The sequence below is a fragment of the Vreelandella populi genome, from assembly GCF_003989825.1.
GTDB classification, from domain to species: domain Bacteria; phylum Pseudomonadota; class Gammaproteobacteria; order Pseudomonadales; family Halomonadaceae; genus Vreelandella; species Vreelandella populi.
On record NZ_RZHE01000002.1, the window covers coordinates 197,931 to 222,963 of the forward strand.

Genomic DNA, 25,033 nt, shown 5'->3' on the forward strand with positions numbered 1-25,033 from the left:
GGAGACGGCAAATGGCCCCAGCATCACGCGCTACCCCCGATAAACTGCCCGCTTGGCAGACACTAAAACAGCATGCCGAGGAACTCAAAAACGTTCATTTAAAAACGTTGTTTGGCTCGGATCGCAGCCGCTGGTCGCACTTTACCCGTCATGTGGCAGGCCTGACGTTGGACCTTTCCAAGCAGCGCTGGGATGACGATACCCTGGAGCATCTGCTGGCATTGGCTCACGATGCTGGCGTGCCGGGGGCCATTGATGCTCTGCTCAGCGGCAAACGGGTGAACACCAGCGAGAACCGCCCGGCGCTACATACGGCGCTGCGCCTGCCCGCAGACGCGACTCTTGATGTGGAGGGTGAAGATGTCGTAGCTGGCGTACATGAAAGCCTTGCGCAGATGGAACGTCTGGTGTGCCGCCTGCATGCAGGCCAGTGGCGTGGGGCTACCGGCAAGCCGATTCGTCACGTAGTGAATCTAGGTGTGGGTGGCTCGGATCTGGGGCCGCTCATGGTGACGCATGCGCTTGCCGACTGCCGGCCTCGCGACATTCACCCGATTGAAGTGCACTTTGCTTCAACCATGGATGGCTCGCAACTGGCTGACTACCTAAGCCGTTTTAACCCTGAAACCACCATTTTTGTACTGTCTTCCAAATCGTTTACCACCATCGATACGCTTTCAAACGCCAATACGGCGCGCGACTGGCTGCTGGGGCGCTTAACCCATCATGGTGACTTTGCAAGCACGTCAGACGTAAGTGCTGAGTTGATTGTGCGTCAGCACTTTATCGGCGTGTCGGCCAGCCCCGAAAAAATGAGCGAGTGGGGAATCGCGGCGGATCATCAGCTTAAGTTCTGGGAGTGGGTGGGCGGGCGTTACTCGCTGTGGGGCACGATCGGCCTGCCGATTGCACTGGTGATTGGCATGGCGAACTTCCGCGAGCTATTGGCCGGTGCGCATGCCATGGACAGCCACTTTCGTGAAGCGCCCCTGGACGACAACCTCCCCGTACTGCTGGCGCTTGCCGGCATCTGGAACGTTAACTTCCTGGATATCCGTGCTCATTCAATCCTGCCTTATGATGGCCGCCTGGAATATTTTGCAGCCTATCTTGAGCAGCTTGAAATGGAATCCAACGGCAAGTCGGTCACCCGTCAGGGGCAGGCCGTCAACTATTCCACCTGCCCGGTGCTTTGGGGGCAGCTAGGTCCCAACGCTCAGCATGCGTTCTATCAGCTCTTGCATCAGGGGACCCAGCCGGTGGTCTGCGACTTTATCGCGCCGTTAAAGCGCTACGATGAAGTGGAAGATCCCGATACCCGCCGTCACCTGAAAGCCCAGCACCGCTTGGCGCTGGCCAACTGCTTTGCCCAGTCGCGCGTGCTGATGCTGGGCGACGACGCCCTTGAGGATGACGGCCCGCGCCCGGAGCACAAACGCTATCGCGGCAATCAGCCCTCGACCACGGTACTGCTGGATAAGCTGACCCCCCACAGCCTGGGCGCCCTGATCGCGCTTTATGAACACAAGGTATTTGTGCAGGCAGTTATCTGGGATATCAATCCGTTTGACCAGTGGGGCGTGGAGCTTGGCAAGCAGATTGCGACCGACACCCAAGCGATTATCGAAGGCGAGGGCGATATTGACCGGATGGATGCCTCCAGTCGTGGATTGATTGAGGCATTCTGGGCCGCCGAAAAGGATGAGTAATCATCACAGGCGGCGATAGGTAATAGGGTGAAAAGAGCACGCCGCGATGCAAACCTGAGTAGGGCGGCTCTTTTCTCCTGCAAGTAATAGATATGGCTGGATATACAGCTTTTTGCTTTTCCGCTATTCTAGTTCTCTTTTTCGGCCGCCGGTACACGTCTTTGGTGGCCGCACGCTTTATCCTTCAGGAACCGACGTTACATGACCCAGTTTGATGCCTCTCAGTACGGCGCGAGTTCTATCGAGGTCCTGTCCGGGCTCGAGCCGGTACGTAAGCGTCCCGGTATGTACACCGATACCTCACGGCCCAACCACCTTGCTCAAGAAGTGATTGATAACAGCGTTGACGAAGCGCTGGCCGGCCATGCCTCCGCCATTCGTGTCGTGCTGCACAGCGATGGAGCCATCGAGGTGCAGGATAACGGCCGAGGCATGCCGATTGACCTTCACCCCGAGCACGGTGTCTCCGGGGTGGAGTTGATTCTGACCAAGCTGCATGCAGGCGGCAAGTTCTCCTCGTCAAGCTATCGATTCTCCGGCGGCCTTCATGGCGTTGGTGTCTCGGTGGTTAACGCGCTTTCACGACGCCTGGAAGTAGAAGTTACCCGTGATGGCGCGCGTCATGCCATTGCGTTTGAGCACGGGGACAAAGTCGAAGATCTGCATGAAATAGGCAAGGCCGCTAAACGCGCCACCGGAACCCTGGTTCGGTTCTGGCCCGATGAAAGCTACTTCGATAGCCCTAAGCTTGCGCTTTCAAAACTTAAACACCTGCTACGTGCCAAAGCGGTACTTTGCCCGGGGCTTGCGGTTACGCTGATCGAGCCGGACGGCACTACCACCGAGTGGGCCTATGCCGACGGCCTGCGTGATTATCTGGCCGAAGCCACCGACGGCTATGAGGTGCTACCCAGCTCGCCATTTGTGGGTCACTTCAACGATGATGAACATGGCGTGGATTGGGCCATTCAATGGCTACCGGAAGGCGGTGAATCGCTGCTGGAAAGCTACGTCAACCTGATCCCCACGCCGCAAGGGGGGACTCACGTTAACGGTTTCCGCTCTGGACTTCTGGATGCGCTGCGCGAGTTTTGTGAATACCGCAGCCTGCTGCCGCGCGGTATCAAGCTCACCGCCGACGATCTCTGGGAGCGCGCCTCTTTCGTGCTCTCGGTGAAAATGCTCGACCCCCAGTTTGCCGGGCAGACCAAAGAGCGCCTCTCTTCACGCACCATCGCAGGTTTTGTATCGGGTGTGGTGAAAGATGCGTTTTCGCTGTGGCTGAATCATCATATCGACCAGGCTGAGCAACTGGCCGAACTGGTCATCAGTGCTGCCCAGCATCGCCAGAAAAAGGCCAAGAAAGTAGCCCGTAAAAAGGTCACTTCAGGCCCGGCACTGCCGGGTAAGCTGGCGGATTGTTCAGGTCAGGACCCTTCACTCAGCGAACTGTTCCTGGTGGAAGGGGACTCGGCCGGTGGCAGCGCCAAGCAGGCGCGTAACCGTGAAACCCAGGCAATCTTGCCCCTGCGTGGCAAGATCCTGAACACCTGGGAGGTTGAGACCCACGATATTTATGGCTCTCAGGAAGTTCATGATATTGCGGTCGCGATTGGCGCGGATCCCAGTAGCGCCAATCTTGAAAAGCTGCGCTACCACAAGATTTGTATTCTTGCAGATGCGGACTCCGACGGACTGCACATTGCCACGTTGCTGTGCGCGCTGTTTGTACGTCATTTTCCTGCGCTAGTGGATGCAGGCCACGTATTTGTCGCCATGCCACCCCTTTACCGCATCGATTTGGGCAAAGAGGTCCACTACGCACTCGATGAGAGCGAAAAAAATGCTGTTCTCAAGCAGCTGGCAAAAAAACGCGGCACCCCGAACGTACAGCGTTTTAAGGGCCTGGGTGAAATGAACCCGCTACAGCTGCGAGAAACCACCATGGCGGTCGAAACCCGCCGCCTGGTACAGCTCACGCTGGAAGAGGGCGACGGCACCATGGAAATGATGGATATGCTGCTCGCTAAGAAGCGCGCCAGTGACCGCAAGAAGTGGCTGGAAGATTACGGCAACCTCGCAGATATTGAGGTATAACCCCCGATGACCATGGATATTCAGGTAGCGGAAGGCGACGTCGAACGTCTGTCATTGCGCGACTATACCGAGAAAGCGTACCTCGACTATTCGATGTACGTCATTTTAGACCGTGCCTTGCCCAATATTGGCGACGGCATGAAGCCCGTACAGCGGCGGATTATTTACGCCATGCGTGAGTTGGCGCTACACGCCAATGCCAAGTACAAAAAGTCAGCGCGTACCGTGGGCGACGTACTAGGTAAGTTTCACCCTCATGGTGACAGCGCCTGTTACGAAGCTATGGTGCTGATGGCGCAGTCGTTTAGTTACCGCTACCCGCTGGTGGATGGCCAGGGTAACTGGGGAAGCCCGGACGATCCTAAGTCGTTCGCGGCCATGCGCTACACCGAAGCCAAGCTCTCCAAGTTTTCCGAAGTGCTGTTGGGCGAATTGGGCCAGGGTACCGTCGATTGGGTACCCAACTTTGACGGCACCATGCAGGAGCCCCTCGTGCTGCCCGCCAAGCTACCCCATGTATTACTCAATGGTGGTACCGGGATTGCCGTGGGGATGGCCACTGATATTCCGCCGCATAACGTTGGTGAAGTGGTCGAAGCCACTTGCCATCTGCTGCGCAATCCTCAGGCGACCACGACCGACTTGATGGCGTTTGTGCCGGCACCGGATTTCCCCACTGATGCAGAAATCATCACTCCCCCAGCTGACTTGCGTAAGCTTTATGAGTCAGGCCGCGGCTCGGTAAAACTGCGCGCCCGCTATGTCCGCGAAGATGCCAACATTGTGATCACCGCGGTGCCCTATCAGGTCAGCGGTGCCAAAGTGCTTGAACAGATCGCCGCGCAGATGCAGGCCAAGAAGCTGCCCATGGTCGCGGATCTTCGCGACGAGTCGACGCATGAAGAGCCCACGCGTCTGGTGATTGAGCCGCGCTCTAGCCGTGTGGACGTTGAGTCGCTCATGGCCCACCTGTTTGCCACCACGGATCTGGAAAAGAACGTGCGGGTGAACATGAACGTGATCGGCCTGGACGGCCGCCCACGGGTCATGTCCTTGCCGGATATGCTGGGTGAGTGGTTACGCTTTCGTCGGACCACGGTGCGTCGCCGGTTGGAGCACCGCTTAGGCAAGGTCGAAGATCGTCTGCATATTTTGGAAGGCTTGTTGACAGCCTATCTCAACCTTGACGAAGTGATACGGATTATTCGTGAGGAAGATGACCCCAAAGCCTCGCTGATCGCCACCTTTAGTCTCTCAGAGCGCCAGGCAGAAGCGATTCTCGAACTGCGCCTGCGCCATCTTGCCAAGCTCGAAGAGATGAAGATTCGCGGCGAGCAGGCTGAGCTGGAAAAAGAGCGCAAACAGCTTCAGGGGTTGCTGGGAAGCGAAGCAAAATTAACTACGCTGATTGAAAAAGAGATTCGCGCGGCGGGTAAGGAACACGGCGATGAGCGCCGCTCACCGCTGGTTGAACGCAGTGAGGCCAAGGCGCTTTCGGAAGTCGAACTGCTGGGCGCCGACCCGATTACCGTCGTGCTCTCCGAAAAAGGCTGGGTACGTGCTGCCAAGGGCCACGATATTGACCCGGAAGGGCTCTCCTATAAAGCCGGGGACAGCTTTCACCTGGCGGCGCGGGGTAAAACCAACCAGCCGCTTGTGTTACTCGACGATACGGGGCGGGCTTATACGATAGCCGCCCACAACCTGCCCAGCGCGCGTGGCCAGGGTGAACCCGTTACCGGGCGGGCGAATGTCTCCGCGGGAGCCCAGATGGCGGGGCTCATGCTCGCTCCGCCTGACCGACGTTTTATATTGGCAAGCGACGGCGGCTACGGATTCATGGCGCGACTTGATGCGCTGACCGGTAAAAACAAGGCGGGCAAGGCAGTGCTCAGCGTACCCAAAGGGTGCAGCGTGATGGCCCCCATCGAAATACCTGACGGCGAAGAGCTGTGGGTGGCCTCGGTTTCCAATGAGGGGCGTTTGCTAGTGTTCCCGCTAGATCAACTGCCTGAAATGACCAAGGGAAAAGGCAATAAGATGCTGGATATTCCCGGGGCCCGGGCTGCTCAGCGGGAGGAATTCGTGCGAGATATCGCCGTACTTACCTCGACCGATGTACTGGTCATTCATGCGGGTAAACGCAAACTCACGCTAAAAGCCGATGATGTAGCGTATTATCGCGGCGAAAGGGGGCGCCGGGGCAGTAAGCTGCCGCGCGGTTTCCAAAAAGTGGACCGGTTAGAGGCAGGGGAGTAATACATGGCGAAGCGTTGTTTGATTCGGGCGACGGGCGTGGCCCGCCCTGGCCAGCTAGAAGAGCTGGGCAAGGCACTTGCTAGCACGGGCGCCCAGCTTTTGGATATCAACCAAAGCGTGACGTTTGGCATGCTTTCTCTGGAAGCCTTGGTAGGGCTTGATCATGATAACGCCTTGGAGGCAACGCTGAGTGAGGCAGGCGATGCGCTAGGGCTTGATGTACAGGCGATTACCGTTAATGCAGAGGATTATCAGCGCTGGAGTAGCGCTGATGCCCAGCCCCGGCTGATCTTGACGCTGTTGGCGCCTCGCTTGCCAGCAGGGATTCTGGCAGAGGTAGGCAGCTTGACGTCAGAGTTTGGCCTGAACATCGAGTTGATTCATCGGCTTTCCGGGCGTGAATCCCTGGATGGCCAAGCCCCACGGGGCGGTGCCTGCGTTGAATGCTGGCTACGCGGAGACGAGGCGGACATTGAAGCGCTGCGTGAAAAGGCGCTAGCCCTAGGCGCTGAGCAGGGCGTGGATATTGCCATTCAGGAAGATTCGATCTGGCGTCGTCATCGCCGCCTAGTGTGCTTCGACATGGATTCCACGCTGATCAAAACCGAAGTGATTGATGAGCTGGCAAGGCGCCATGGTGTGGGTGATGAAGTGGCTGAGGTGACCGAGCGTGCCATGCGTGGCGAGCTGGATTTCCAGGAGAGCTTTCGCGAGCGCATGAGCAAGCTGAAAGGCCTAGATGAATCAGTGTTGATCAAGATTGCCGAAGAGCTACCTTTGATGGACGGCGTTGAACGCTTAATGGCTAATTTAAAGCGTTTTGGTTACCGCACCGTGATTCTGTCCGGCGGCTTTACCTACTTTGCCCGCCATTTACAGGAGAAGCTTGGCTTTGATGAAATTCATGCCAATGAGCTGGTGATTGAAAATGGCAAGGTGACCGGTGAAGTGCGCGAGCCCATTGTGGATGCAGAGCGCAAAGCCGAGCTCTTGGAGCAGATTGCCCGGCGTGAAGGCTTTACCCTTGAGCAGACCATTGCGGTAGGTGATGGCGCCAACGATCTCAAGATGCTGGCCAAGGCAGGGCTGGGCATTGCTTTTCGCGCTAAGCCGCTGGTTCGCGCTCAGGCGCGTCAGGCCATTTCCACGCTGGGTATTGATGCCGTGCTTTATTTGATCGGCTATCGGCAAACCGACCTGGTCGACTAAACCATTCGCTAACACTTCAGGCGGTACCTGGATACCGCCTGAATTTAAGACCCGTTGAGAGCAATCCCTTGATACACCTGATGGAGATGTTCAAGCTTTGCGATTTCGCTCTCGGTCAGCGCTGGCGAATCCCAGAGCGGATTGCCTTCGGCATCCTTAAGGCCTTCAAGGGTCACTGTAAACGTAGCCTCGCTGGGTATCTGAGTATTTCCCCACGGGCCAAAGCGGTTGGGCGCTAAGCTCCATGCTGCTGTTTCACCGGGCTCCAATCCACCCGAGACCACGTAGTAGAAAGTGTCATTGACCCAGGGGGTGGAGCGACCCTTGCTAGTGACCATTCCCTTCAGCAGTACCTGTGATACTGCCTCACCCGTACCGTTGGTAACTTCAAGGTCAATGACCGGTTCAGGCGAGCCATAGGGACTTTGACTCATGTAGTAGCGGGCGTTATCGATGCTAAAACGGGCCAGATGTGCCTTGTCTTCATCGGCCCGAGCCTGTTTTTCAGTCAGACGGGTCAACGTACGCATGGCTTGTTCTCGTTCGCGGGCGCGCCTTTGTCGCAGCAACTCATCGGCACGCTGAATGACCTGGTCACCGGTCAATCCATGCATGAGGACGTTGGCCGCCTCGGCAATTTCGGCGCCATTCATGCGTTGAGGGTTTAATAGCGCCATGCTGCTCAACGAGGGCATCGCCAGAATGGCGAGCGCCTTGTCAAACTCATCGCGCTTGTAAACCGGCAGGGCTTCGCGCACATTCTCGATAGAGACAACCGCCGCTGGCATTGAACTGGTATCTATTTTGGGGTCTGAGCAACCGGCTACTGCCAATAAAGACAGCGTAATAGCCGATAGCCTTAGGAGGCTCCACATACATTCACCTCAGGACATTAAAAACGCAGGGGAGCTTACCCCAAAGCGATAGCAACCACTACCATCTCTGCGAATTGTTAAAACAGTTATCTGATGGTTAAAAAAGCGCCGGTGATTAAACCAGCGCTTTTTTACTTTATGGGGCTTTAAGCTTTACCGGGCTACGGCGTGGCTATCGGCTAGCCGTGTCCTCGATCAGGGTGAAGCACCGGCTTATCGCCTACCTCTTCATCGCGAAGTTCAAGGGGCTTGCCCTCGGTTGTATCGGTGTGGGGTAGCTGCATATGCAGGCCGGTCTTGGCCAACAGGTGAGCGCTAACGGGGGCGGTGATAAACAGAAATAGCGTGATCAGCATTTCCTGAATATCCGGTTTTCCCTGAATACTCCAAAAATACATCATGGAGGCAATCAGCATGCAGCCGATACCCAACGTCGTCGCCTTGGTTGGCCCGTGTAAACGCATATAGAAATCACGTAAGTGGGCCATGCCCAGCGAACCGATAAATACAAATACGCCGCCTGCAATCAGCAGCACAGAGATAATGGCTTCTATCACTATCTGCATCTTCATACCTCCTTGTGGCGGGCAGTCATTATGGATGGGTTCATTCGATAATATCCCCACGCAAAATGTATTTGCACACGGCCACGGTGCTGATAAAACCAAGCATCGCAATCAGCAGCGCCGATTCAAAGTAGGTTTTACTGTTAAGCCAAAGTCCCAAGAGCACAATAAGCGCAATGGAATTGACGTACATGGTATCCATGGCGAGTACCCGGTCAGGCATGGAAGGACCGATGACCAAGCGGTAAAGGTTCATCAATAACGCCATTACCACCAGCGCCAGGGTGATATACAAAGCAACGCTTAACATTCGTAAATCTCCTTGAGCGGGCGCTCGTAACGCTCCCGGATCTGCTCTATCAGCGCTTCTTCATCGTCTACATTCAGCGCGTGAATCAGCAGTGATTTTCCATCCATGCGAAGGTTGGCCGATACCGTGCCGGGGGTCAGGCTGATGGTGCTTGCCAGCAAGGTAATGGTGAACCGCTCTTCCAGTATCAAAGGGTACTCAATGAAATGCGGTTTAAGCGTGCGCCAGGGGTTGGAAATCAGGTAAGCCACTTCAAAATTGGCGGTCACGATATCGCCCAGTACACGCAGCCCGTAACGAAGAAGCTTGAAGGGCTTTTTGATGCTCGGCCGAGCATCCCAGAAGCGGTAGGTTAGCAGTGGAATGACAATGGCTAGCGTACCACCGAGCACGAACTGGCCGAAGGCATAGCTACGCACGAGTAACAGCCACACGATCAGCAGCAGTATCGATAAAACCGGTGTGGGTAGCCAAGAACGCGGCGTAATCATAAAGCCTCCTCAGCATCAGGCAGTAGCGTATCAATCAAACGTTGCGGATTAGTCAACTGTTCGGCAGTCGCCTGGGTGTAAGCACTGATAGGGCCGGCCAGGGCGACTAGAAGCGGGGCGGTACTCAGTAGCCAGATAACCCCCAGCCACTGGCGACGCGGTAACACGCTACCGCTCAAGCTACCACGGTGGCTTCTCCAGAACATGGTCGAGCCTGCCCGGGAAAGGGCAATCAGCGAAGCCAGGCTTGCCAGCAGCAGAAGCGGCCATAGCCACAGGCGCTGGGTGCCTTCAGCGGCATTGAGCACTAGCGCTTTACCTATTGCCCCTGAAAGTGGCGGCATGCCAATTACGGCGATGGAACCAATGAAAAACAGCAGTGCCAGCCCGCCACCTTGCACCATGGGGCGTCCTTTGACGATCCGGGTACCCGCCTTGCCACGCTGCTGACCGATCATGTCGGCAAGCAGGAAAAGCCCGCCGGTGATCAGCGTGGTATGTATCAGGTAATAGAGCAGCGCCGAAATGGCCTCGGGCGTGCGGATGCCCACCCCGGCAAGCAGGGTGCCCACTGAAATCAGCACCAGGTAAGCGACCAGCAGGCGTAAATCGCGCGCGGCGATAACGCCGATGCCAGCGACGGCCAGTGTGACAAGCGCCAGCCACCAGACCCAGGGCTGCTCAAGAGCCGAAAGCGCGCCAGCACTGTCGCTGAACAACAGGGTATAGACGCGCAGAATGGCGTAGATGCCCACCTTGGTCATGATCGCAAACAGTGCCGCCACTGGTGCGGGGGCGGCAGCGTAGGCCCGCGGCAGCCAGAAGTAGAGCGGCATAATGGCCGCTTTCAAGCCAAATACCACCAGTAGCATCAGCGCACCGGCAGTTACCAGGCCCTGGCGTTCGGCAGGCAGGGTAGCCAGTCTCTGTGCCATGTCGGCCATGTTCAGTGTGCCGGTCGCCCCGTAAAGGATGCCCACGGCAATCAGGAACAAAGAGGAGCCCGCCAGGTTCAGCACCACGTAGTGAACGCTTGCCTGAATGCGCGCCTTGCCGCCCCCGTGAAGCAGCAGGGCGTAGGAGGCTAGCAGCAGCACTTCGAAAAACACGAACAGGTTGAACAAATCGCCAGTCAGGAAGGCGCCGTTGATACCCAGCAACTGCCATTGAAACAGGCCGTGAAAGTTACTGCCTTTTTCATCATCCCCTGCACAAGCATATACCACCGCACCGACGGCCAGTAGTGCGGTTACCAGCAGCATCAGGGCCGAAAGCCGGTCGAGCACCAGCACGATACCAAAGGGCGGCTGCCAGTCGCCGAGGGCGTAGTAGACAATCTCGCCCTGGGTGGCCACGTTGACCAGACCGATGGCCACCGCCAGGGTGAGCGCTGTGGCAATGATACTGACCGTGCGCTTGTAGCGAATCAGTCCCTGGCGCTGATAAAGCAGCAGGATGCCGGCTACCAGCGGCACAATGACGGGTAAAACAATCAGATGTTGCATCATTCACGGTCTTCCTTTTTGCCGTCTACGTGGTCGTTACCCGCTTCGCTGCGGGCACGCATGGCAAGAATTACCACGAACGCGGTCATGGCGAAGCCGATGACGATAGCCGTGAGAACCAGCGCCTGGGGCAGTGGGTCTGCGTAGTTTCCATCCCCATGCACAATAGTGGCGCCATCAGTGGTCAGGCCACCCATGGAGAACAGAAACAGGTTCACCGCGTAAGAGGTAAGCGTTAGCCCAACTACCACCGGGAACGTGCGTCCCCGGAGGGTTAAATAAAGGCCACACGCGGTTAATACGCCGGTGGTAATCGCGTAAAGGGTTTCCATTAGCTAGGCTCCTTGGCGGGTACTTGAGCGGCGGGAGTCTCCGGCTCTTTAGGGTCGGTGACCGGGCGGTGTGCTGTGGTGACCTTGCCCAGGTTGGCAAGAATCATCAGCGTGGCGCCTACCACGGCCAGGTAAACCCCAAGGTCAAATAGCAGGGCGGTTGCCAGTTCAAACTTGCCGACCAGCGGCAGGCTGAAATAGCTAAATGCCGAGGTCAGGAAAGGATAGCCAAATAGCCAACTGCCAAGCCCGGTCAGCGTGGCGATCGCCACACCCACGATGGCCACCGGCTGGAAGGGGAAGTCCAGACGGGCCTGGGCCCACTCCACGCCGCGCGCCATGTAGAGAAGAATCAGCGCTACCGCGGTAATCAGGCCGGCAATAAAACCACCGCCTGGTTGGTTGTGTCCGCGCAGGAAGATAAACGCGGAGACGAGCAGTGCCAGCGGCAGTAGCGTCATTGAAATCGAGGTCAGAATGGCCGGGTAGCGGTCGGGGGACCAGACGCGGCCTTCACCATCGCTATGCGGCATGAACAGGCGCAGGCGATTCAAGAGCTTGAAGATTGCCAGACCTGCCAGCGCCAGGACGGTAATTTCGCCTAGGGTATCGAAGCCCCGGAAATCGACCAGGATAACGTTCACCACGTTATGCCCGCCGCCGCCGGGCACGCTGTTGGCCATGAAGAAGTTGGAAATCGACAGCGTTTCGCGAGTCATGACCGCATAGTTAAGGCTTGCCACGACTAAGCCTAGGGAACCTGCCAGCAGCATGTCGCGCACGTTGCGTAGCGGGCTGGATTCACGCGGCGTTCTCTGGGGCAGGAAAAACAGCGCCAGCATCAGCAGGATCATGGTGACCACCTCAACGGAAAGCTGAGTGAGGGCCAAATCCGGGGCTGAGAAGCGCGCAAAGGTAAGCGCGACAAACAGCCCGACAATCGACAGCATCAGAAGCGAAATCAGACGGTAGCGGTGGGTGGCTGCCGTGGCGATACCGCCAAAAATCAGCATGCCGGCGCCAAACACGAGGATGCCGTCCGTCGGCTGATTGCTTTTGCTACCCGTCAGGATATCTATCTGTACAACGCCCAGTACGCCCATGCATAAAGCGGACAGCAGCAGCCAACCCATGAACCGCTGCAGAGAATTGCCGTCCAGGGCGGCGATGGCCTGCTCCGCGCGGTAGCTCAGGGTAATCATGAAGCGTTCGAATACCCGGCGTGCATCTACGCTTGCAAACGGCTGCAGGAAGCGGCGCAGGTCGGCGTGTCGCCAGTACATGAAGATACCCACCAAAAAGGCGATGAGGCTCATTATCAGGGGCAGGTTAACGCCGTGCCAGATGGCCAGATGGAAATCCAGCGGCTCGCCCAGTACGGCCTGAGTAGCCAGGCCCAAGAGGTTAGTGGCAAAGAACGCCGGGAAGAGGCCGACCACTACACAGAGCACGACCAGTATTTCCACGGGCAGGCGCATCAGGTGGGGTGGCTCATGAGGCGTTTTAGGTGATGCCTCCTTGGCCGGTTTGTAGAAAACTGCGTGCACCAGGCGAACCGAGTAGGCCACTGAAAGAATGCCACCCACTGCTGCAAGCGCCGGAATAAGCCAGCTAAGCCCGCCGAGAACCGGCGTCGCCAGGGTTTCGGTAAAGAACATTTCTTTGGAAAGAAAGCCGTTGAACAGCGGAACGCCCGCCATCGCCGCCGCCGCCAGGGTAGATAGCAGCGCAGTCACCGGCATGGTCTTGCGCAAACCGCCCAGCAGTTTCAGTTCCCGCGTGCCGGTCTCATGATCAATGATGCCGGCGCTCATGAACAGCGCCGCCTTGAAGGTGGCGTGGTTAACGATATGAAACAGCGCGGCGAGCACGGCCATGGGGCTGCCAATGCCCAGCAGCACGGTGATCAGGCCCAAGTGACTAATGGTGGAAAACGCCAGAATCGCCTTTAGGTCAGTCTTGAACAGCGCAAACCAGGCGCCGTAAAGTAGCGTAACGGAACCCACCAGCGGCACTACAACGCTCCACAACTCGCTGTCCGCAATGGCTGGGTGCAGGCGGGCCATCAGGAATATGCCAGCTTTCACCATGGTGGCCGAGTGCAGGTAGGCCGATACCGGGGTTGGCGCCGCCATGGCATGGGGAAGCCAGAAGTGGAACGGGAACTGGGCGGATTTGGTAAACGCGCCCAACAACACAAGCGCCAGCATGATGGGGTAGCGGCCGTCGGCAACAATGCGCTCGCCGCTTGCCAGCACGTCATCCATTCGGTAGCTGCCGGCCATATCGCCTAACAATAACAGGCCCGCCAGAAGCGCAAGCCCGCCGGCGCCAGTAATGGTCAACGCCATCCGGGCGCCCTTACGTGCATCACCGCGATACGACCAAAAGCCAATCAGCAAAAATGATGAAAGGCTGGTAAGTTCCCAGAACAGCCAAAGCAGTATCAGGTTGTCGGACATTGAAATGCCGACCATCGATGCCATGAAGAGAATCAGAAAGGCATAAAAACGCCCGTAGGGCTCATCCTTAGCAAGGTAGAAATGGGCATACAGCAGAATCAGCAAGCCGATTCCCAAAATTAACAGATTGAACAGTAACGAGAGCCCATCCAGGCGAAAAGCCAGCTCAAGCCCCAGTTCAGGCAGCCACGTAATGCTTACGCGTAACGCTTCACCAGCCAGCAGAGCAGGCAGTTGCATTAGCGTAAGCAGTAGGGCAATCGCCGGCACTAAGCCCGTTGCGAGTGAGCACATTGTGCGACCGCGTTGGGCAGTGAGTGCCGGCACCAGTACACCCAATAAGGGCAGTAAGGCTATCCACAGCAGTGTCATGGGATCCATCCAGCGCAATTAAAATCTAAAAAATGCCACCAAGCCGCCCGAGGGCGTACCGGTAGCGCAGGATACGTTAAGTGAAACAAGAGGATATCACTTGTATGGTGGTGATGTGATTTTAGTATAAAGTGGCTGTGTAAACCGTTTAGAGACTCCTTGTTCCATGAGTGAACCCTTCAATACCTGGCAAAACCGCTTCGAGAATCTGCGTAGTAACAAGATTTTCGAAGGCATTGTCATTTCCATTATCGTGCTTTCCGCCCTGGTGATTGGCGCGAAAACCTATGAAGAAACAACGCGAATAGAGCAGTGGTTGCTCTACCTGGATATTGCGGTAACCATCTTCTTTCTGATTGAGATTTTGATCAGAATGGCCGCCGAACGCAACTTGATCAGCTTTTTCAAGAAAGGCTGGAACGTCTTCGATTTTCTAATCGTCACCGCCAGTCTGATCCCCATGGATGATTCAGAGATGGTGCTGCTGGCACGGCTATTAAGGATTTTCCGGGTGCTACGCCTGGTATCCATGATTCCTGAGCTGCAAATGCTGCTGGGAGCACTGTTGAAGTCCATTCCTCGGATGGGATATGTCGTCCTGCTGATGTTTATCATCTTTTATATCTATGCCGCGATTGGAAGTTTCCTCTTTCATAACGTCGACGAAGGGCTGTGGGGCAACATTGCCCTGGCCATGCTAACGCTCTTCCAGGTAGCCACTTTTGAAAGCTGGGCAACCGCCGTGCTGTATCCCACCATGGAGGTTTATCCCTACGCTTGGATCTATTTTCTTACCTTCATTTTTTTAAATGCCTTCATCTTTTTGAACATGATGATTGGTATCGTGCTGGACGTCATGCAAAAAGAGAGCGCTCAAATGGCGCTGGATAACGGCGAAGGCGAAGAGGCCGAGCTACAGGCACTGCGCAACGACGTTCGCGGGCTGAAAGCCCAGCTTGACCGCATGGAGTCAGCGCTAGACCAGCGTGGTTCATCTTCAACTGAGCAGAGTGCAGTGAACTCATCAGATGCCCAGCACAACGCGCGTTAACTGCGCTACCAACACCGGCTACCCCGTTAGGAAAAGGGTAGCCGGTTGAAATTACTGCTGGTTGAAAGTATTGCTCAGGGAGGGTACTACTTCTCGACTGAAAAAGCGTAGGTCAATTTGCCGCGCTCTGAGAGCAGCTTTTCAAGTTCCTGGTCATTAAAGGCCGGCAGCTGGCCCATTTCCTGGGCGGTCAGGGAACCCGTTGCTGTATCCGCAATTACGGTGTCGGCGGGCACTTCGACCATCAACGTCGCGGCTTGGGTAACGGCCTCGGTGTAACCCTCTAACGTGGTCAGGTCCAGCGCTTCAAGCGGCAATTGGCCCGCAAGCCACTGGCCCCAGTAAAACTCCAGAAACGGCGGTGGGGTATCAGGTTTTTCGTACCCGACGCCACGGGTAAAGTAGACCAGCGAGCGGTAGGCATCATCAGCCTGGGCATCTCGCCCTAGCCGTTCAGGCAAGTCTTCAGGTGTTATTGGGCCGCTAGGTGCATCAAGCCAAACCAGGCGCTCATCCTGCATGGCTGCCCAGAAGCTCTCCATGTTCGGCAGGTCGCTAAAGTCATGGGTAATCAGCACGGGGACACTCAGTTCAGGGCCTTCAAGAGCCAGATAGTTGCTGAACGTGTGGTGGCCATCGGTAATATACACACCGCTATCGGGGGCAATTACCGCGGTTTTCATATCTTCCGGGTGCGAACCAAGGTCATCGGTACACGTAAAGCTATCGGTATCCTTGAGCGATGAAGCGTCATCAAATTGGTCGATGCCACCCTGGCCGCCGGTTTCGCAAAATTCGTCAAAAAACTTCTTGCGATCCACTGCAAAGCGGCCCTGCTTGTAGTCCATCTGCCGATAACCCAGTGCTGGTTGCGTCGGGTGCAGCTCGCCTACGGCAACGTGGCGGATATCCAGTGGGTCATGCTCAGCGGAAGCCATGGCCAGGCCAGGCGCAATCGTAAGAAGCGCCAGCAGCGTCAACGGGTGTTTCATGCATCTCTCCGGAAAATTATCGTCGTTGGTAACCGGAGTGCGAGTCTACGCACTTAAGATGACATTGCGTTGACGCGAGGGGGCTTCAGGCGCAAAAAGAGGGCGGCCATGAACGCCGCCCTGTTAGCTTTGTAGGTTGAGGGACTATTCGGGCAGTGCGTAGACCACAACCTGATCTCCCACGTGATCTTTCAAAATGGTGTTGCCGCCGGCCACGAATGCGACGTACTGGCGGCCCTGGTACTCATACACCGACGGGTTGGAGACTACCGGCGCCTGGGCCTGGTCCTTCCAAAGCTGTTCGCCGGTTTCCAGAGAGTAAGCGCGCACCTTGGCATCCATCGAGGCGCCAATAAAGATCAAGCCGCCGGCGGTTACCGCCGGGCCGCCAATGGTGGGTGAGCCCCAGCTTTCCGGCATGAAGAAGCCGAACTGCTGCGAAGCACCCACTGGGCGACGCCACTTGACGTCTCCTGTGGTCATGTCGAGCGCCACCAGCTCGCCGAAAGGCGGCTCCCAGCAGGGCATGCCCAACCAGTTGAGCGCCACTTCCAGACGCATGCCGTAGGGCGCGCCTTCCTGGGGCGAATAACCGCTTTCATAGCCCGAACCGGTATCGTACTCTTCAAAATCTTCACGATTGAAGAGCTTGATGTACTGCACGATATGCGAAGTGTTCACGACCGCCGTCTGGCTGACCGGATCAAACGCCACGCCGCCCCACTGAACGCCCCCGGCGCTATCCGGGTAGGCGAGCGTACCCTCTCCCTGCGTGGTGGGAGGGGTGTACATGCCCTTGTACCATAAATCGTCCCAAAGCGCGGAACACTGGCCGAAGCTTGCCATGTCTGCCAGCTTCCATATCTTGGGCTTCTCTGATTGATCAAGAAGCGGGGCGGGCACGGTGGGGAAAGGCTGGGTAGGCGAGTAGACCTCGCCTTCAACATTGCCGTCGCCACCGGGCACTTCGCGCTCCTCGATCGGCCATACGTCTTCACCGGTTTCGCGGTTCACAACGAACAGAAAACCCATCTTGGTGGCCTGCATCAGTGCGGGGATCTCCTCACCATCCACGGTGATGTCCATGAGGGTCGGGGCGGCGTTGATGTCGTAATCCCAGATATCGTGATGCACCCACTGGCGCGACCAGACGACCTCGCCGGTGTCGATATCCAGCGCTGTGGTGGAGGTAGCCAGCGGAACCTCTTCGGTGCGGTTGCCGCCCCAGAAGTTGGGCGAGGGCGAGGCGACGGGCAGATAAACGAGCCCCAGCTCCTCGTCGGCAGCCATGTGAGTCCATACGTTGGCGGTACCGCTTCGCTCGCGCATCTCTTGCGTGAGCGCCTCAAAGGTCCACTCCAGCTCGCCGGTGCGCGCGTTGATGGAGAACACCGTACCCGCCGGGGCTATGCTCTCTTCCCAATCCTTGCCCGCCCAGCCCAGAATCAGACGGTCGCCCACCACGGTAGGTGGCTGGAGAAGCGACAGCGGCCAGTTTTCAGGCATGTTGTTCCATTCGTTGACGTTCAGCACGCCGCCATCGGCGAAGCCTTCGCATAGCTCGCCGCTATCGGCATCCAGCGCAAAGAGCTGGGCGTCCATGGTGCCAAAATAGATGATCTTCTCGCAGACGCTACCATCCACTGGGTCATCCGCCTCCCAGTAAGCCACCCCACGGCTTTTCAGCGCCGGTTGAGTCAGCGTCTCCTGGCTGGAATTCGTATCGAAACGCCAGCGCTCCTCACCGGTGGCCGGGTCCAGCGCGAACACCCGATACATGGGCGTGCCGATATAGACCGTGTCGTTGGCGAACACCGGGGTGGCCGACCAGACCGTGGGAGCGGTGTCGCCGGAGCCATCCGACACATCGCCGGTATGAAACTCCCAGGCTTTTACTAGTTCGCCGACGTTATCGACGTTGATTTGATCCAGAGGGCTGTATTTCTGTGCGTTAAGCTGGCCGTGAAAGCTATCCCAGACAGCGCCTTCGGGTACAAGCGGAATGGGGGCGGCACTCATTGCAGAGCTGTCTTCGGTATCCGGTTCAGTGTCCGGTGTTTCTTGCCCCAGCAGCGGCAGTGGTGCGAGTAGCAGCGTTGAAAGCGTGAAGGGCACCAAGTGCAGTGAGCGACGCTTGCTTTGGCGCGGGTAAAAAGCATGATGGTTTGACATGGTACGCCTCAAATACGATTTGGAGAGTTGGAAGAGGGGCGTGCGACGTCGATGACAAGACCCACAAGGCCGATCACCAGCACCGCGGCTAATAGCCACTGGTGAAGCAAAATAGCAGCGAAAAACGTACCTGCCAGACCCAGCAGAATAAGTACGCGAAGAATGATAAGTCCGGCGCCACGCTGAAGTTTGAAAAGTGCCAGTGCTGCTCCTGCCAATATTGCGCAGCCTAGAATGGCCGCCAGCGCCCCGAGCGTGCCGGTGACGCCGGTTAACGGAGTCAGGTAGGCGTACAAAGAAATAGCGACGCCTGCAAGCGCCGCTAGAAACAGTATCCACCCACCCAGTCGGTGTCTTTGCAACGTTGACATTACGATTATCGCTCCCTTAATCGGATGTTTTAATTCAAGGTTTGGTCAATTATCTGTCCGATTTTTAAGTCTAGCAGACGTTATATGAGCGCGCGGTAAAGTGGCGCAGCGCGTTTTCCCTAATGTGGCGCCTCAAAGTGCTGCTGTTGGAACAAGTGTGCGGATAACATGTTAGGTAGCCTGTTACCCAAGAAGCGCTGGCGTTTCTTGGGCAGTCAACGTTTTAATAGCGCTTATCGGGTTCAAAGGAGAAAGCGTCATGCGTACGGGATTGATGCTGTTGGTCGCCGCCATGGTGATGGCCGGTACGCTTTCAGTACTTGCCTCCAACGAGGCGTTCGAGCCGCGACTGGTGCGCCTGGAAACCGCGCGGGCGCTGCCCTCCATCGAGGCCTCACTTGCCCAAGAACCTGCCGACATCAATGCGCTGTTTCTGCACTACGCCGACGAGGAAGCGCTGTGGATGAACGCCCATTTGGCGATTCTTCGCTACGGTGACAGCGCCCGAGGGGCGCTTACACACTACGGGCACCTGCCCGAGTTTCAGCAGGTACTAAGGGATTTCGGCGCCGATACGGTATTGCCGATCAGCTATTTTCGCGATCATGATGTGACCACACTTCGCGCCCAGCACTGGTTGGGCGAGCGCTATCAGCAGCTGAGCCAGTGGTGGAACGACGAAGATCAAGAGAAGGAGAACGTCACGCATCCTGCGTCCATCGATGAGTGGGGACCCTACCGGCGTGGGCAAATGGGCATTGCCTTACTGGATGCTGAAGGCCATGGCTTGCTCAACCAGTTTGTCGTTGATAGCGAGGGCGATGTACATTGGCTCCAAAGTGAGCGTGTCGTAGCAGGCCTCAGCGATTTCTTTACCAGCGGTATTCGGAACCTGGAAAACCAATGGCGCCGCGATGAGGCGATTGGTGCTGCGGACGTGGGTTGGGCTGGTGTAGATCTGCTACTGATGGCCAGTACGGTCAAGGTGCTGCGGGCAGGGCGTGTCGCACGAGGCGCACGGGTAGGCAGTATTGAGGCCCAGGGAGCACGCACTGGATTACGTTCGGGCATCGTGGCAGGCGGCGGGCGTTTTGCCAGCCTATCGCGTATGGCTAAAGTGGCGGCGGTTGCCACTACTGCTTATGTGGTGGTTCGCCACCCTTCATTGGTCAGTGCGTTAGGCGCCAATGTAGCGAAATGGCTTGGCTTGCCAGTGTGGCTGGGGCAATTCGTTATCTGGCTGTTAGTGTTGCTGCCGGTACTGATGGTTGTGCGTTTTGTTTGGCGCTGGGTTCTAGTGCCTGTTTTATGGCTACTGATACCGCTTTTGCGGTTCTGCTTTTCAAGGTTAGTGGCAACGAGCAATGGCAATGAGCGAAAACGTCAAGAGATCATCACGCCAGAGAGTGGCCTCCAGCGTGGTGAGTCGGGTAACGTGACTGGTTTTTAATGCCTCTTGGCGTCTTAAGCAAAGGGCGCTTATTAATCGTTTCGGCAGGTTAGCACGCAGACCTTATCAAAGAGCGTAACTGAGCCCATTTGACCACCTTTCATAATCACCGGTAGCTGATAGCCATTGGCAAAGTTCGCCGCACAAACCGGCACGCCTGCCTCGAGCGGGCCGATATAGTCAATGCTTTGGGGCTGTAAGTGGTGGATGGCTAGGCTTGAGGTGTCGCCCCCAGCAATAAGCAGCGTGCCGATACTATTGGAACGAATGAGTGAGGCGATCAGCTTCGCGGAATGCTGGGCGATTTCCAATGCCGTAAGGCCATGTGTTGTATCTTCATCTAACACGGCAAGGGTTGCCTTTCCTTCACGCAGGTGGCGCAAAATCTGCTCATACTCTGCGTGTGATTGGTTTGCCAACTGGCGGGTTGAAATCGTCACTTTGACCATGCTGCTAGTGGCTGCCACCTGAGCGGCCGTGACAGAAGAGCGACTGCCCGCAAAGACGAGAAGCGGGCCGGGTAGGCTGCTGGGCGGCTCTATAGCCTGAGGGGTTGGATAAAGCGCTTCTACCACGCTGCTGGCGCCAACCCAGAGCTGTGGCTTCAAAGCATGGCGAAAGCGTTCGCCGATACGTTTTAGATCGTGGTTATCAAGCGCATCACATAGCACTGGGGTGCTGGGGGTGGCGTCGTCATTATGCAGTGTGATCCTATCCAGAAGATTAATGTTGGTAAGGCCCATAGCGCTAAAGTGTTGGCGCAAGTCAGCCTCCTGCATGGGGGTAACCGGGTGCTGCTGCATCACTGGATGACGATCGATGCGGTATATCTGCTCATCAGCGCTTTTAGCAAACAGATTGCCAAACACGCAGTAACGCCCAAGGCTGGGCTGGCCGCCCACAATTAATGTGGTGGCCGGTTTGAGCTGTGTAGAAAGCGCGGTAATAGAGGTTGCGATATTGCCAGTGCCTAGACTGCTATCAAAAGTGGAGCATACCTTTAGGTGCAGAATATCAGGCTGATGTGGCAATAACTGATGGCCGATACACTGCATTTCTGTGGCTAATGTCTGTTGATCCATACTGCGCGCAGCCGTTGCGATACCAAAAGCATCAAGGTCGGCCACTTCTTCGCAGGAGGGAGCCGCCAGGTAGAGCCGCGCCTTTAATCCGGCGCGCCGCAGCGTCGCCAAGGTGTCGGATGCGCCGGTAAAGTCATCCGCAACGAATATATAGCGCATCTCTAGCGCTCACCGAAGAAGTCGAGCGCCCTGGCAAGCGCTGGGCGGTTGGCGCCCTCTAACGGCGTGCCTGCTTCAATGCTTTGCCAGGCCTCCTGAAGGCTTGCCACGCCGGCAGCCACACCATCAGGATGCGCCAGGATGCCGCCTCCGGCTAAAAACATAAAGTCAGAACTTTGGGTTTTATTGCAGGTAAGCGGTAGGGTGCCTGCCCACTGGCCGGAGGAAAATACCGGCATCACTCGGTCATCTGTACCGCCTAGTGCTGTGAGTGAAAGCTTGGCGGCGTGGGCCACTTCGTCCGTTTGGTCGGCAAATTTTCCACCCATGCCATGGACATGCATGTGGTCAATCCCCGCCAGGCGGTACAGCGTTTGATAGGCGGAAAAATCGATGCCTAAAGCAGGGTGGCGTGCGAAGGCGCCAAAGCCGTTACGGTGGCCGTGAATGGCGAGCGGGGTCGAGGCGCGCAGGCTTTGCAGCGCAGAAAGCCCACACCAGTTGAGGCTCGCCATCACGCAGCTGCCGCCTTCGGCCTGAACATGGTCGGCGTGACGGCACATGGCATCTAATTCGTCGGTAATATTGAACGCGACCATGACGTTGCGGCCGGTACGCTCTCTAAATTGCCTGACACGCTGCATCACCGCGCTGACGCGTTCTTCTACCGGCGCATAGGGGTGATTGCCTGCGATCTCGTCATCTTTGATGAAGTCGACGCCTGCCTCGCAAAGCTGCTCGACAAGGTCGGCGGTTTCAGTGGGGCTCATACCGATATTAGGCTTTAAAATAGTCCCAAACAGGGGGCGATTTGCCACGCCTGTTGCACTGCGCGTACCGGCAATGCCGTGAGTCGGCAGCGAGTAGCGGTCGCGATATTCCGGGCGCAGCTGCAGTGCCATCAAACGTAAGCCGGTAAGCTCGCCTAAATCGAAAAGATTGCCAGCAACGGTCGCGGCAAGATTCGGTAGATTAATCCCCACGTTGTCTTCGGGATATTCAATCTCCACCGCCACCTTTTTCCAGGGGCCTTTAACACCCTTGCGCTCAAGGTAGGCGCTATGGAGGCTTGGCGAATCCAGCTCTTCGAGCACCTCCAGATGAGTGACTCTGGCACCAAAGCGCTCCCTGATGGCTTCGGTCTCGCCCTTTACTTTGACGAAGGTACCTGAGCTTTGCTCGCCGGCCATCATCTCTGCCACGAGCGATGGATCAAGCGGCGTCTCGACCTGATAGGCAGCGCGAATCATGCTTCTACCTCTTTCAGGTTCGGGAAGGGACGTACGGGATCTTTACCGTCCCAGTTTTTGGACGCTTCGCGGATCATGCGGAACATTTTGCCTTTGGGACCCAGTACCTCGGAGAGCTCAATAACAGTACCGGGGTGGTACTCTCGATCGAAATACGCAAAACGCCCATTGGTGCCCACTTCACCGCTCATTTTGACGTGATAGCCGCGGGCCTGCATGGCGGCAAGGTCGGTGTCATAGTCTTCCGTCCAAAAGGCGACATGCTGTAACCCTGTATTGCCCGCTTGTAGAAAATCACGGTACATGGAGGGGGCATCGTTGCGCGTTTGGATCAGCTCAACCTGAATGAAGCCCGAGTTAGCCAGGGCCACCGAGTTATGCACGTCATAGTGCTTGCCGTCATACGTATAGTTCTCGATAGGTACGCGCGGGTTGTAGAAAAAAGGCCCCACGCCCATCACTTTGTTCCAGTACTCCATGGCCGCTTCGATATCGTTGACCACATAACCTAACTGACGAATAGCTCCAAGATATTGGCTCATGACACTTCCTACATAACAAGGTTAGGCAACCAGGTGGACAAAGAGGGCACCAAAGTGACCAACGCCAAGGCTGCAAAAAGGGAAAGATAGAAGGGGGCCACACCGCGAATAATCGAGGAAAGCGGCATCTTGGTAATGATCGATACCATGTAAAGACTCATGCCCACCGGCGGGGTCAGCAGCCCAAGCATGAGGTTGAGTACGAACACCACGCCTAGCTGTTCTGGGGGAACGCCTGCTTGTAGTAAGGCGGGTGTCACAATCGGGGCGATGATAAGGATCGCGACGATAGCTTCCAGGAACATGCCCACAACTAGTAAGAGCAGATTCAGTAGAAGCAGAAGAACGAGCGGATTATCCGACACGCTCAGTAACCACTCGCCTGCATGGGCTGGAACACGATCCATCGTGAGTACCCAGGCAAACAAGGCCGCGGAGGCGACAACAAAAAGCACGTTGGCGGTCGATAACACGGTTTCCCGGGTGCAGGTCAGAAAAGAACGAACGGTTAAAGTGCGGTAAATAACCACGCCAATAAGAATGGCATAGGCAGTAGTCATGCCCGCCGCTTCCGTTGGCCCGAAGTAACCGCTGATCATGCCGCCGACTAACAGCACCGGGGCGAGTAAGGCAGGCAGCGAAATCAGCGTTTTTCTACGAAAGGCGGCAAAGCTTGGCTGTACATCATCACGCGGCAGTTGAGAGCGTCTTGCCATGACCGCAACTTGTATCATTAACGCCGCTGCCACTACGAGCGCGGGAACGACGCCTGCCAGCAGCGCACGAATGGTGGAAACTTCAGCCGCCGTGGCAAAGATGATAAGAGGAATCGATGGAGGAAAGATCGGCCCAATCGTTGCCGCGGCAATCGTAAGACCGGCGGCAAAGCGCTTGGTGTAGCCCTGTTGCTCCATCTGACGAATTTGAATGCCGCCCAATGCCCCAATATCGGCTAATGCCGCGCCGGACATGCCGGAAAAGATCAAGCTGGTGAGCACATTAACGTGTGCTATACCGCCGCGAATGCGCCCAACCACCATACGCATCAGTTCAAACAGATGCGTGGTGACACCGGTGGCCCCCAGTAATGACGCTGCGAGTATGAAAAGCGGCACCGCCAACAGTGGAGTACTGTCCAGCGTATTAATGGCGCGCTGCGCCATGACCGTGAATGGCAGATCGTAGAGAAAAATCACTAGCCCTGCGGATAAACCCAAACTAACCGCAACCGGCGCACCAATCAGTAAGCTTCCCGCAAAGATGAGCAGTAGCGTTAAGGACATACTAAAGCCCTCCGCTGCATCATCCGCCCCAGGCGATAGAGTGAGATCACCGCCAGCAAGGCGATACTGATCATCGCTGGCATGTATAACCACAGGTTGGGAATACCCATGGCGGGCGAGGAAAAGCGCCCCGCGCGCAATAGAAAGCGATAAAACCCGTAAAGTGTCAGGGCGCAAAAGCCTAATGTTGCCAGTTCTGCTATCGCTAAACAAAGGGCGCGTTTAACGCCTGATAGCGCATCTGCCAGCATGGTTACTGCTACATGCTGGCCGTGGAACAGCAGGTAAGGGGTCGCCAGGTACACCATGGAAATACCCGCAAACCGTGAGGCTTCATCCGCCCATGGCAGCCCAGTGCTAAAGAGATTTCTGGCGAGTACCTGAGCGACAACCAGTACGGTGATGATCACCAGCAATAGCATCGCAATACCCACACAAATCTCGGACAGCCGGCTAAGACTTCGCCCTAATAGAGGTTCTTGACCGTTCATGGC

Annotated in this window: 21 protein-coding genes; 6 read left to right on the top strand and 15 right to left on the bottom strand. The window is 56.6% G+C overall.

All coding sequences use genetic code 11. From position 1 onward, the window contains the following. Positions 1-11: 11 nt before the first annotated feature. The 4 genes from pgi to serB all read left to right on the top strand — a co-directional run bounded on the left by pgi (position 12) and on the right by serB (position 7,274). The gene (gene pgi, locus ELY25_RS00835) at positions 12-1,709 is read left to right on the top strand and encodes a glucose-6-phosphate isomerase (protein ID WP_126949413.1); all 1,698 of its coding nucleotides are present in this window, start codon (positions 12-14) and stop codon (positions 1,707-1,709) included. Between the two features lie 201 nt (positions 1,710-1,910). After that, the gene (parE, locus tag ELY25_RS00840; RefSeq protein ID WP_126949414.1) at positions 1,911-3,806 is read left to right on the top strand and encodes a DNA topoisomerase IV subunit B; all 1,896 of its coding nucleotides are present in this window, start codon (positions 1,911-1,913) and stop codon (positions 3,804-3,806) included. 6 nt (positions 3,807-3,812) lie between these two features. Next, complete coding sequence (gene parC, locus ELY25_RS00845; protein ID WP_126949415.1) at positions 3,813-6,065, top strand: DNA topoisomerase IV subunit A; 2,253 nt, start codon at positions 3,813-3,815, stop codon at positions 6,063-6,065. Between the two features lie 3 nt (positions 6,066-6,068). Further along, positions 6,069-7,274 (top strand): phosphoserine phosphatase SerB, encoded by a 1,206-nt coding sequence (gene serB / locus ELY25_RS00850; RefSeq protein WP_126949416.1) that lies wholly within the window; start codon positions 6,069-6,071, stop codon positions 7,272-7,274. A gap of 44 nt (positions 7,275-7,318) precedes the next feature. On the opposite strand, the gene ELY25_RS00855 is transcribed toward serB, so the two are convergent. From ELY25_RS00855 to ELY25_RS00885, 7 genes are all read right to left on the bottom strand, one after another. After that, positions 7,319-8,149: a DUF6694 family lipoprotein gene (locus ELY25_RS00855; RefSeq protein WP_312845175.1), complete on the bottom strand. Its 831-nt coding sequence runs from the start codon at positions 8,147-8,149 to the stop codon at positions 7,319-7,321. A 179-nt stretch (positions 8,150-8,328) separates the two neighbouring features. After that, positions 8,329-8,715, bottom strand: a complete 387-nt coding sequence (locus tag ELY25_RS00860; RefSeq protein ID WP_126949417.1) for a Na+/H+ antiporter subunit G — start codon at positions 8,713-8,715, stop codon at positions 8,329-8,331. A gap of 40 nt (positions 8,716-8,755) precedes the next feature. Continuing rightward, positions 8,756-9,025: a K+/H+ antiporter subunit F gene (locus ELY25_RS00865; RefSeq protein ID WP_126949418.1), complete on the bottom strand. Its 270-nt coding sequence runs from the start codon at positions 9,023-9,025 to the stop codon at positions 8,756-8,758. Next, complete coding sequence (locus ELY25_RS00870) at positions 9,019-9,516, bottom strand: Na+/H+ antiporter subunit E (protein WP_126949419.1); 498 nt, start codon at positions 9,514-9,516, stop codon at positions 9,019-9,021. Before ELY25_RS00870 ends, ELY25_RS00865 begins: the two co-directional genes overlap by 7 nt. Then, positions 9,513-11,024, bottom strand: coding sequence for a monovalent cation/H+ antiporter subunit D (locus tag ELY25_RS00875; RefSeq protein ID WP_126949420.1), 1,512 nt, complete (start codon positions 11,022-11,024; stop codon positions 9,513-9,515). Before ELY25_RS00875 ends, ELY25_RS00870 begins: the two co-directional genes overlap by 4 nt. Then, positions 11,021-11,353, bottom strand: a complete 333-nt coding sequence (locus ELY25_RS00880; protein WP_106373208.1) for a Na+/H+ antiporter subunit C — start codon at positions 11,351-11,353, stop codon at positions 11,021-11,023. Before ELY25_RS00880 ends, ELY25_RS00875 begins: the two co-directional genes overlap by 4 nt. Then, a complete protein-coding gene (locus ELY25_RS00885) occupies positions 11,353-14,187 on the bottom strand; it encodes a monovalent cation/H+ antiporter subunit A (RefSeq protein ID WP_126949421.1) in 2,835 nt (944 codons plus the stop codon). The genes ELY25_RS00880 and ELY25_RS00885 overlap by 1 nt, the downstream gene beginning before the upstream one ends. 166 nt (positions 14,188-14,353) lie before the next feature. Between ELY25_RS00885 and ELY25_RS00890 the strand changes: the two genes are divergently transcribed. Next, positions 14,354-15,238: an ion transporter gene (locus ELY25_RS00890; protein ID WP_126949422.1), complete on the top strand. Its 885-nt coding sequence runs from the start codon at positions 14,354-14,356 to the stop codon at positions 15,236-15,238. Positions 15,239-15,324: 86 nt separating this feature from the next. On the opposite strand, the gene ELY25_RS00895 is transcribed toward ELY25_RS00890, so the two are convergent. From ELY25_RS00895 to ELY25_RS00905, 3 genes are all read right to left on the bottom strand, one after another. Continuing rightward, positions 15,325-16,230, bottom strand: a complete 906-nt coding sequence (locus ELY25_RS00895) for a ParB/Srx family N-terminal domain-containing protein (protein ID WP_126949423.1) — start codon at positions 16,228-16,230, stop codon at positions 15,325-15,327. Between the two features lie 144 nt (positions 16,231-16,374). Further along, positions 16,375-18,402, bottom strand: a complete 2,028-nt coding sequence (locus tag ELY25_RS00900) for a pyrroloquinoline quinone-dependent dehydrogenase (RefSeq protein WP_236995609.1) — start codon at positions 18,400-18,402, stop codon at positions 16,375-16,377. A gap of 8 nt (positions 18,403-18,410) precedes the next feature. Continuing rightward, positions 18,411-18,773, bottom strand: coding sequence for a hypothetical protein (locus ELY25_RS00905; protein WP_126949424.1), 363 nt, complete (start codon positions 18,771-18,773; stop codon positions 18,411-18,413). A gap of 259 nt (positions 18,774-19,032) precedes the next feature. Here ELY25_RS00905 and ELY25_RS00910 point away from each other — a divergent pair, with 259 nt between their 5' ends. Next, on the top strand, positions 19,033-20,223 hold the full coding sequence (locus ELY25_RS00910; RefSeq protein WP_236995610.1) for a hypothetical protein: 1,191 nt from the start codon (positions 19,033-19,035) through the stop codon (positions 20,221-20,223). A 32-nt stretch (positions 20,224-20,255) separates the two neighbouring features. Here ELY25_RS00910 and ELY25_RS00915 read toward each other — a convergent pair whose 3' ends face one another. Genes ELY25_RS00915 through ELY25_RS00935 form a run of 5 tightly spaced genes read right to left on the bottom strand, consistent with a single transcriptional unit; the run spans position 20,256 to position 25,030 of the window. Further along, positions 20,256-21,464: a four-carbon acid sugar kinase family protein gene (locus ELY25_RS00915; protein WP_126949425.1), complete on the bottom strand. Its 1,209-nt coding sequence runs from the start codon at positions 21,462-21,464 to the stop codon at positions 20,256-20,258. Positions 21,465-21,466: 2 nt separating this feature from the next. Further along, complete coding sequence (locus ELY25_RS00920) at positions 21,467-22,714, bottom strand: RuBisCO large subunit C-terminal-like domain-containing protein (RefSeq protein ID WP_126949426.1); 1,248 nt, start codon at positions 22,712-22,714, stop codon at positions 21,467-21,469. Beyond that, a complete protein-coding gene (locus ELY25_RS00925) occupies positions 22,711-23,256 on the bottom strand; it encodes a VOC family protein (RefSeq protein WP_126949427.1) in 546 nt (181 codons plus the stop codon). The genes ELY25_RS00920 and ELY25_RS00925 overlap by 4 nt, the downstream gene beginning before the upstream one ends. Before the next feature lie 8 nt (positions 23,257-23,264). Continuing rightward, complete coding sequence (locus ELY25_RS00930) at positions 23,265-24,539, bottom strand: TRAP transporter large permease (protein ID WP_126949428.1); 1,275 nt, start codon at positions 24,537-24,539, stop codon at positions 23,265-23,267. Continuing rightward, entirely contained in the window at positions 24,530-25,030 is a 501-nt protein-coding gene (locus ELY25_RS00935; protein WP_126949429.1) for a TRAP transporter small permease, read from the bottom strand. The genes ELY25_RS00930 and ELY25_RS00935 overlap by 10 nt, the downstream gene beginning before the upstream one ends. Positions 25,031-25,033 lie beyond the last annotated feature (3 nt).

What these genes read in the sequence shown, in the direction of transcription:
- ELY25_RS00925 (WP_126949427.1), bottom strand. Translation starts at nt 23,256, where the DNA reads ATGAGCCAATATCTTGGAGCTATTCGTCAGTTAGGTTATGTGGTCAAC.
- ELY25_RS00885 (WP_126949421.1), bottom strand. Translation starts at nt 14,187, where the DNA reads ATGACACTGCTGTGGATAGCCTTACTGCCCTTATTGGGTGTACTGGTG.
- ELY25_RS00865 (WP_126949418.1), bottom strand. Translation starts at nt 9,025, where the DNA reads ATGTTAAGCGTTGCTTTGTATATCACCCTGGCGCTGGTGGTAATGGCG.
- ELY25_RS00905 (WP_126949424.1), bottom strand. Translation starts at nt 18,773, where the DNA reads ATGTCAACGTTGCAAAGACACCGACTGGGTGGGTGGATACTGTTTCTA.
- pgi (WP_126949413.1), top strand. Translation starts at nt 12, where the DNA reads ATGGCCCCAGCATCACGCGCTACCCCCGATAAACTGCCCGCTTGGCAG.
- serB (WP_126949416.1), top strand. Translation starts at nt 6,069, where the DNA reads ATGGCGAAGCGTTGTTTGATTCGGGCGACGGGCGTGGCCCGCCCTGGC.
- ELY25_RS00910 (WP_236995610.1), top strand. Translation starts at nt 19,033, where the DNA reads ATGCGTACGGGATTGATGCTGTTGGTCGCCGCCATGGTGATGGCCGGT.
- ELY25_RS00920 (WP_126949426.1), bottom strand. Translation starts at nt 22,714, where the DNA reads ATGATTCGCGCTGCCTATCAGGTCGAGACGCCGCTTGATCCATCGCTC.
- ELY25_RS00930 (WP_126949428.1), bottom strand. Translation starts at nt 24,539, where the DNA reads ATGTCCTTAACGCTACTGCTCATCTTTGCGGGAAGCTTACTGATTGGT.
- ELY25_RS00935 (WP_126949429.1), bottom strand. Translation starts at nt 25,030, where the DNA reads ATGAACGGTCAAGAACCTCTATTAGGGCGAAGTCTTAGCCGGCTGTCC.
- ELY25_RS00855 (WP_312845175.1), bottom strand. Translation starts at nt 8,149, where the DNA reads ATGTGGAGCCTCCTAAGGCTATCGGCTATTACGCTGTCTTTATTGGCA.
- ELY25_RS00880 (WP_106373208.1), bottom strand. Translation starts at nt 11,353, where the DNA reads ATGGAAACCCTTTACGCGATTACCACCGGCGTATTAACCGCGTGTGGC.
- ELY25_RS00860 (WP_126949417.1), bottom strand. Translation starts at nt 8,715, where the DNA reads ATGCAGATAGTGATAGAAGCCATTATCTCTGTGCTGCTGATTGCAGGC.
- ELY25_RS00890 (WP_126949422.1), top strand. Translation starts at nt 14,354, where the DNA reads ATGAGTGAACCCTTCAATACCTGGCAAAACCGCTTCGAGAATCTGCGT.
- ELY25_RS00915 (WP_126949425.1), bottom strand. Translation starts at nt 21,464, where the DNA reads ATGCGCTATATATTCGTTGCGGATGACTTTACCGGCGCATCCGACACC.
- ELY25_RS00870 (WP_126949419.1), bottom strand. Translation starts at nt 9,516, where the DNA reads ATGATTACGCCGCGTTCTTGGCTACCCACACCGGTTTTATCGATACTG.
- parC (WP_126949415.1), top strand. Translation starts at nt 3,813, where the DNA reads ATGACCATGGATATTCAGGTAGCGGAAGGCGACGTCGAACGTCTGTCA.
- ELY25_RS00875 (WP_126949420.1), bottom strand. Translation starts at nt 11,024, where the DNA reads ATGATGCAACATCTGATTGTTTTACCCGTCATTGTGCCGCTGGTAGCC.
- parE (WP_126949414.1), top strand. Translation starts at nt 1,911, where the DNA reads ATGACCCAGTTTGATGCCTCTCAGTACGGCGCGAGTTCTATCGAGGTC.
- ELY25_RS00900 (WP_236995609.1), bottom strand. Translation starts at nt 18,402, where the DNA reads ATGTCAAACCATCATGCTTTTTACCCGCGCCAAAGCAAGCGTCGCTCA.
- ELY25_RS00895 (WP_126949423.1), bottom strand. Translation starts at nt 16,230, where the DNA reads ATGAAACACCCGTTGACGCTGCTGGCGCTTCTTACGATTGCGCCTGGC.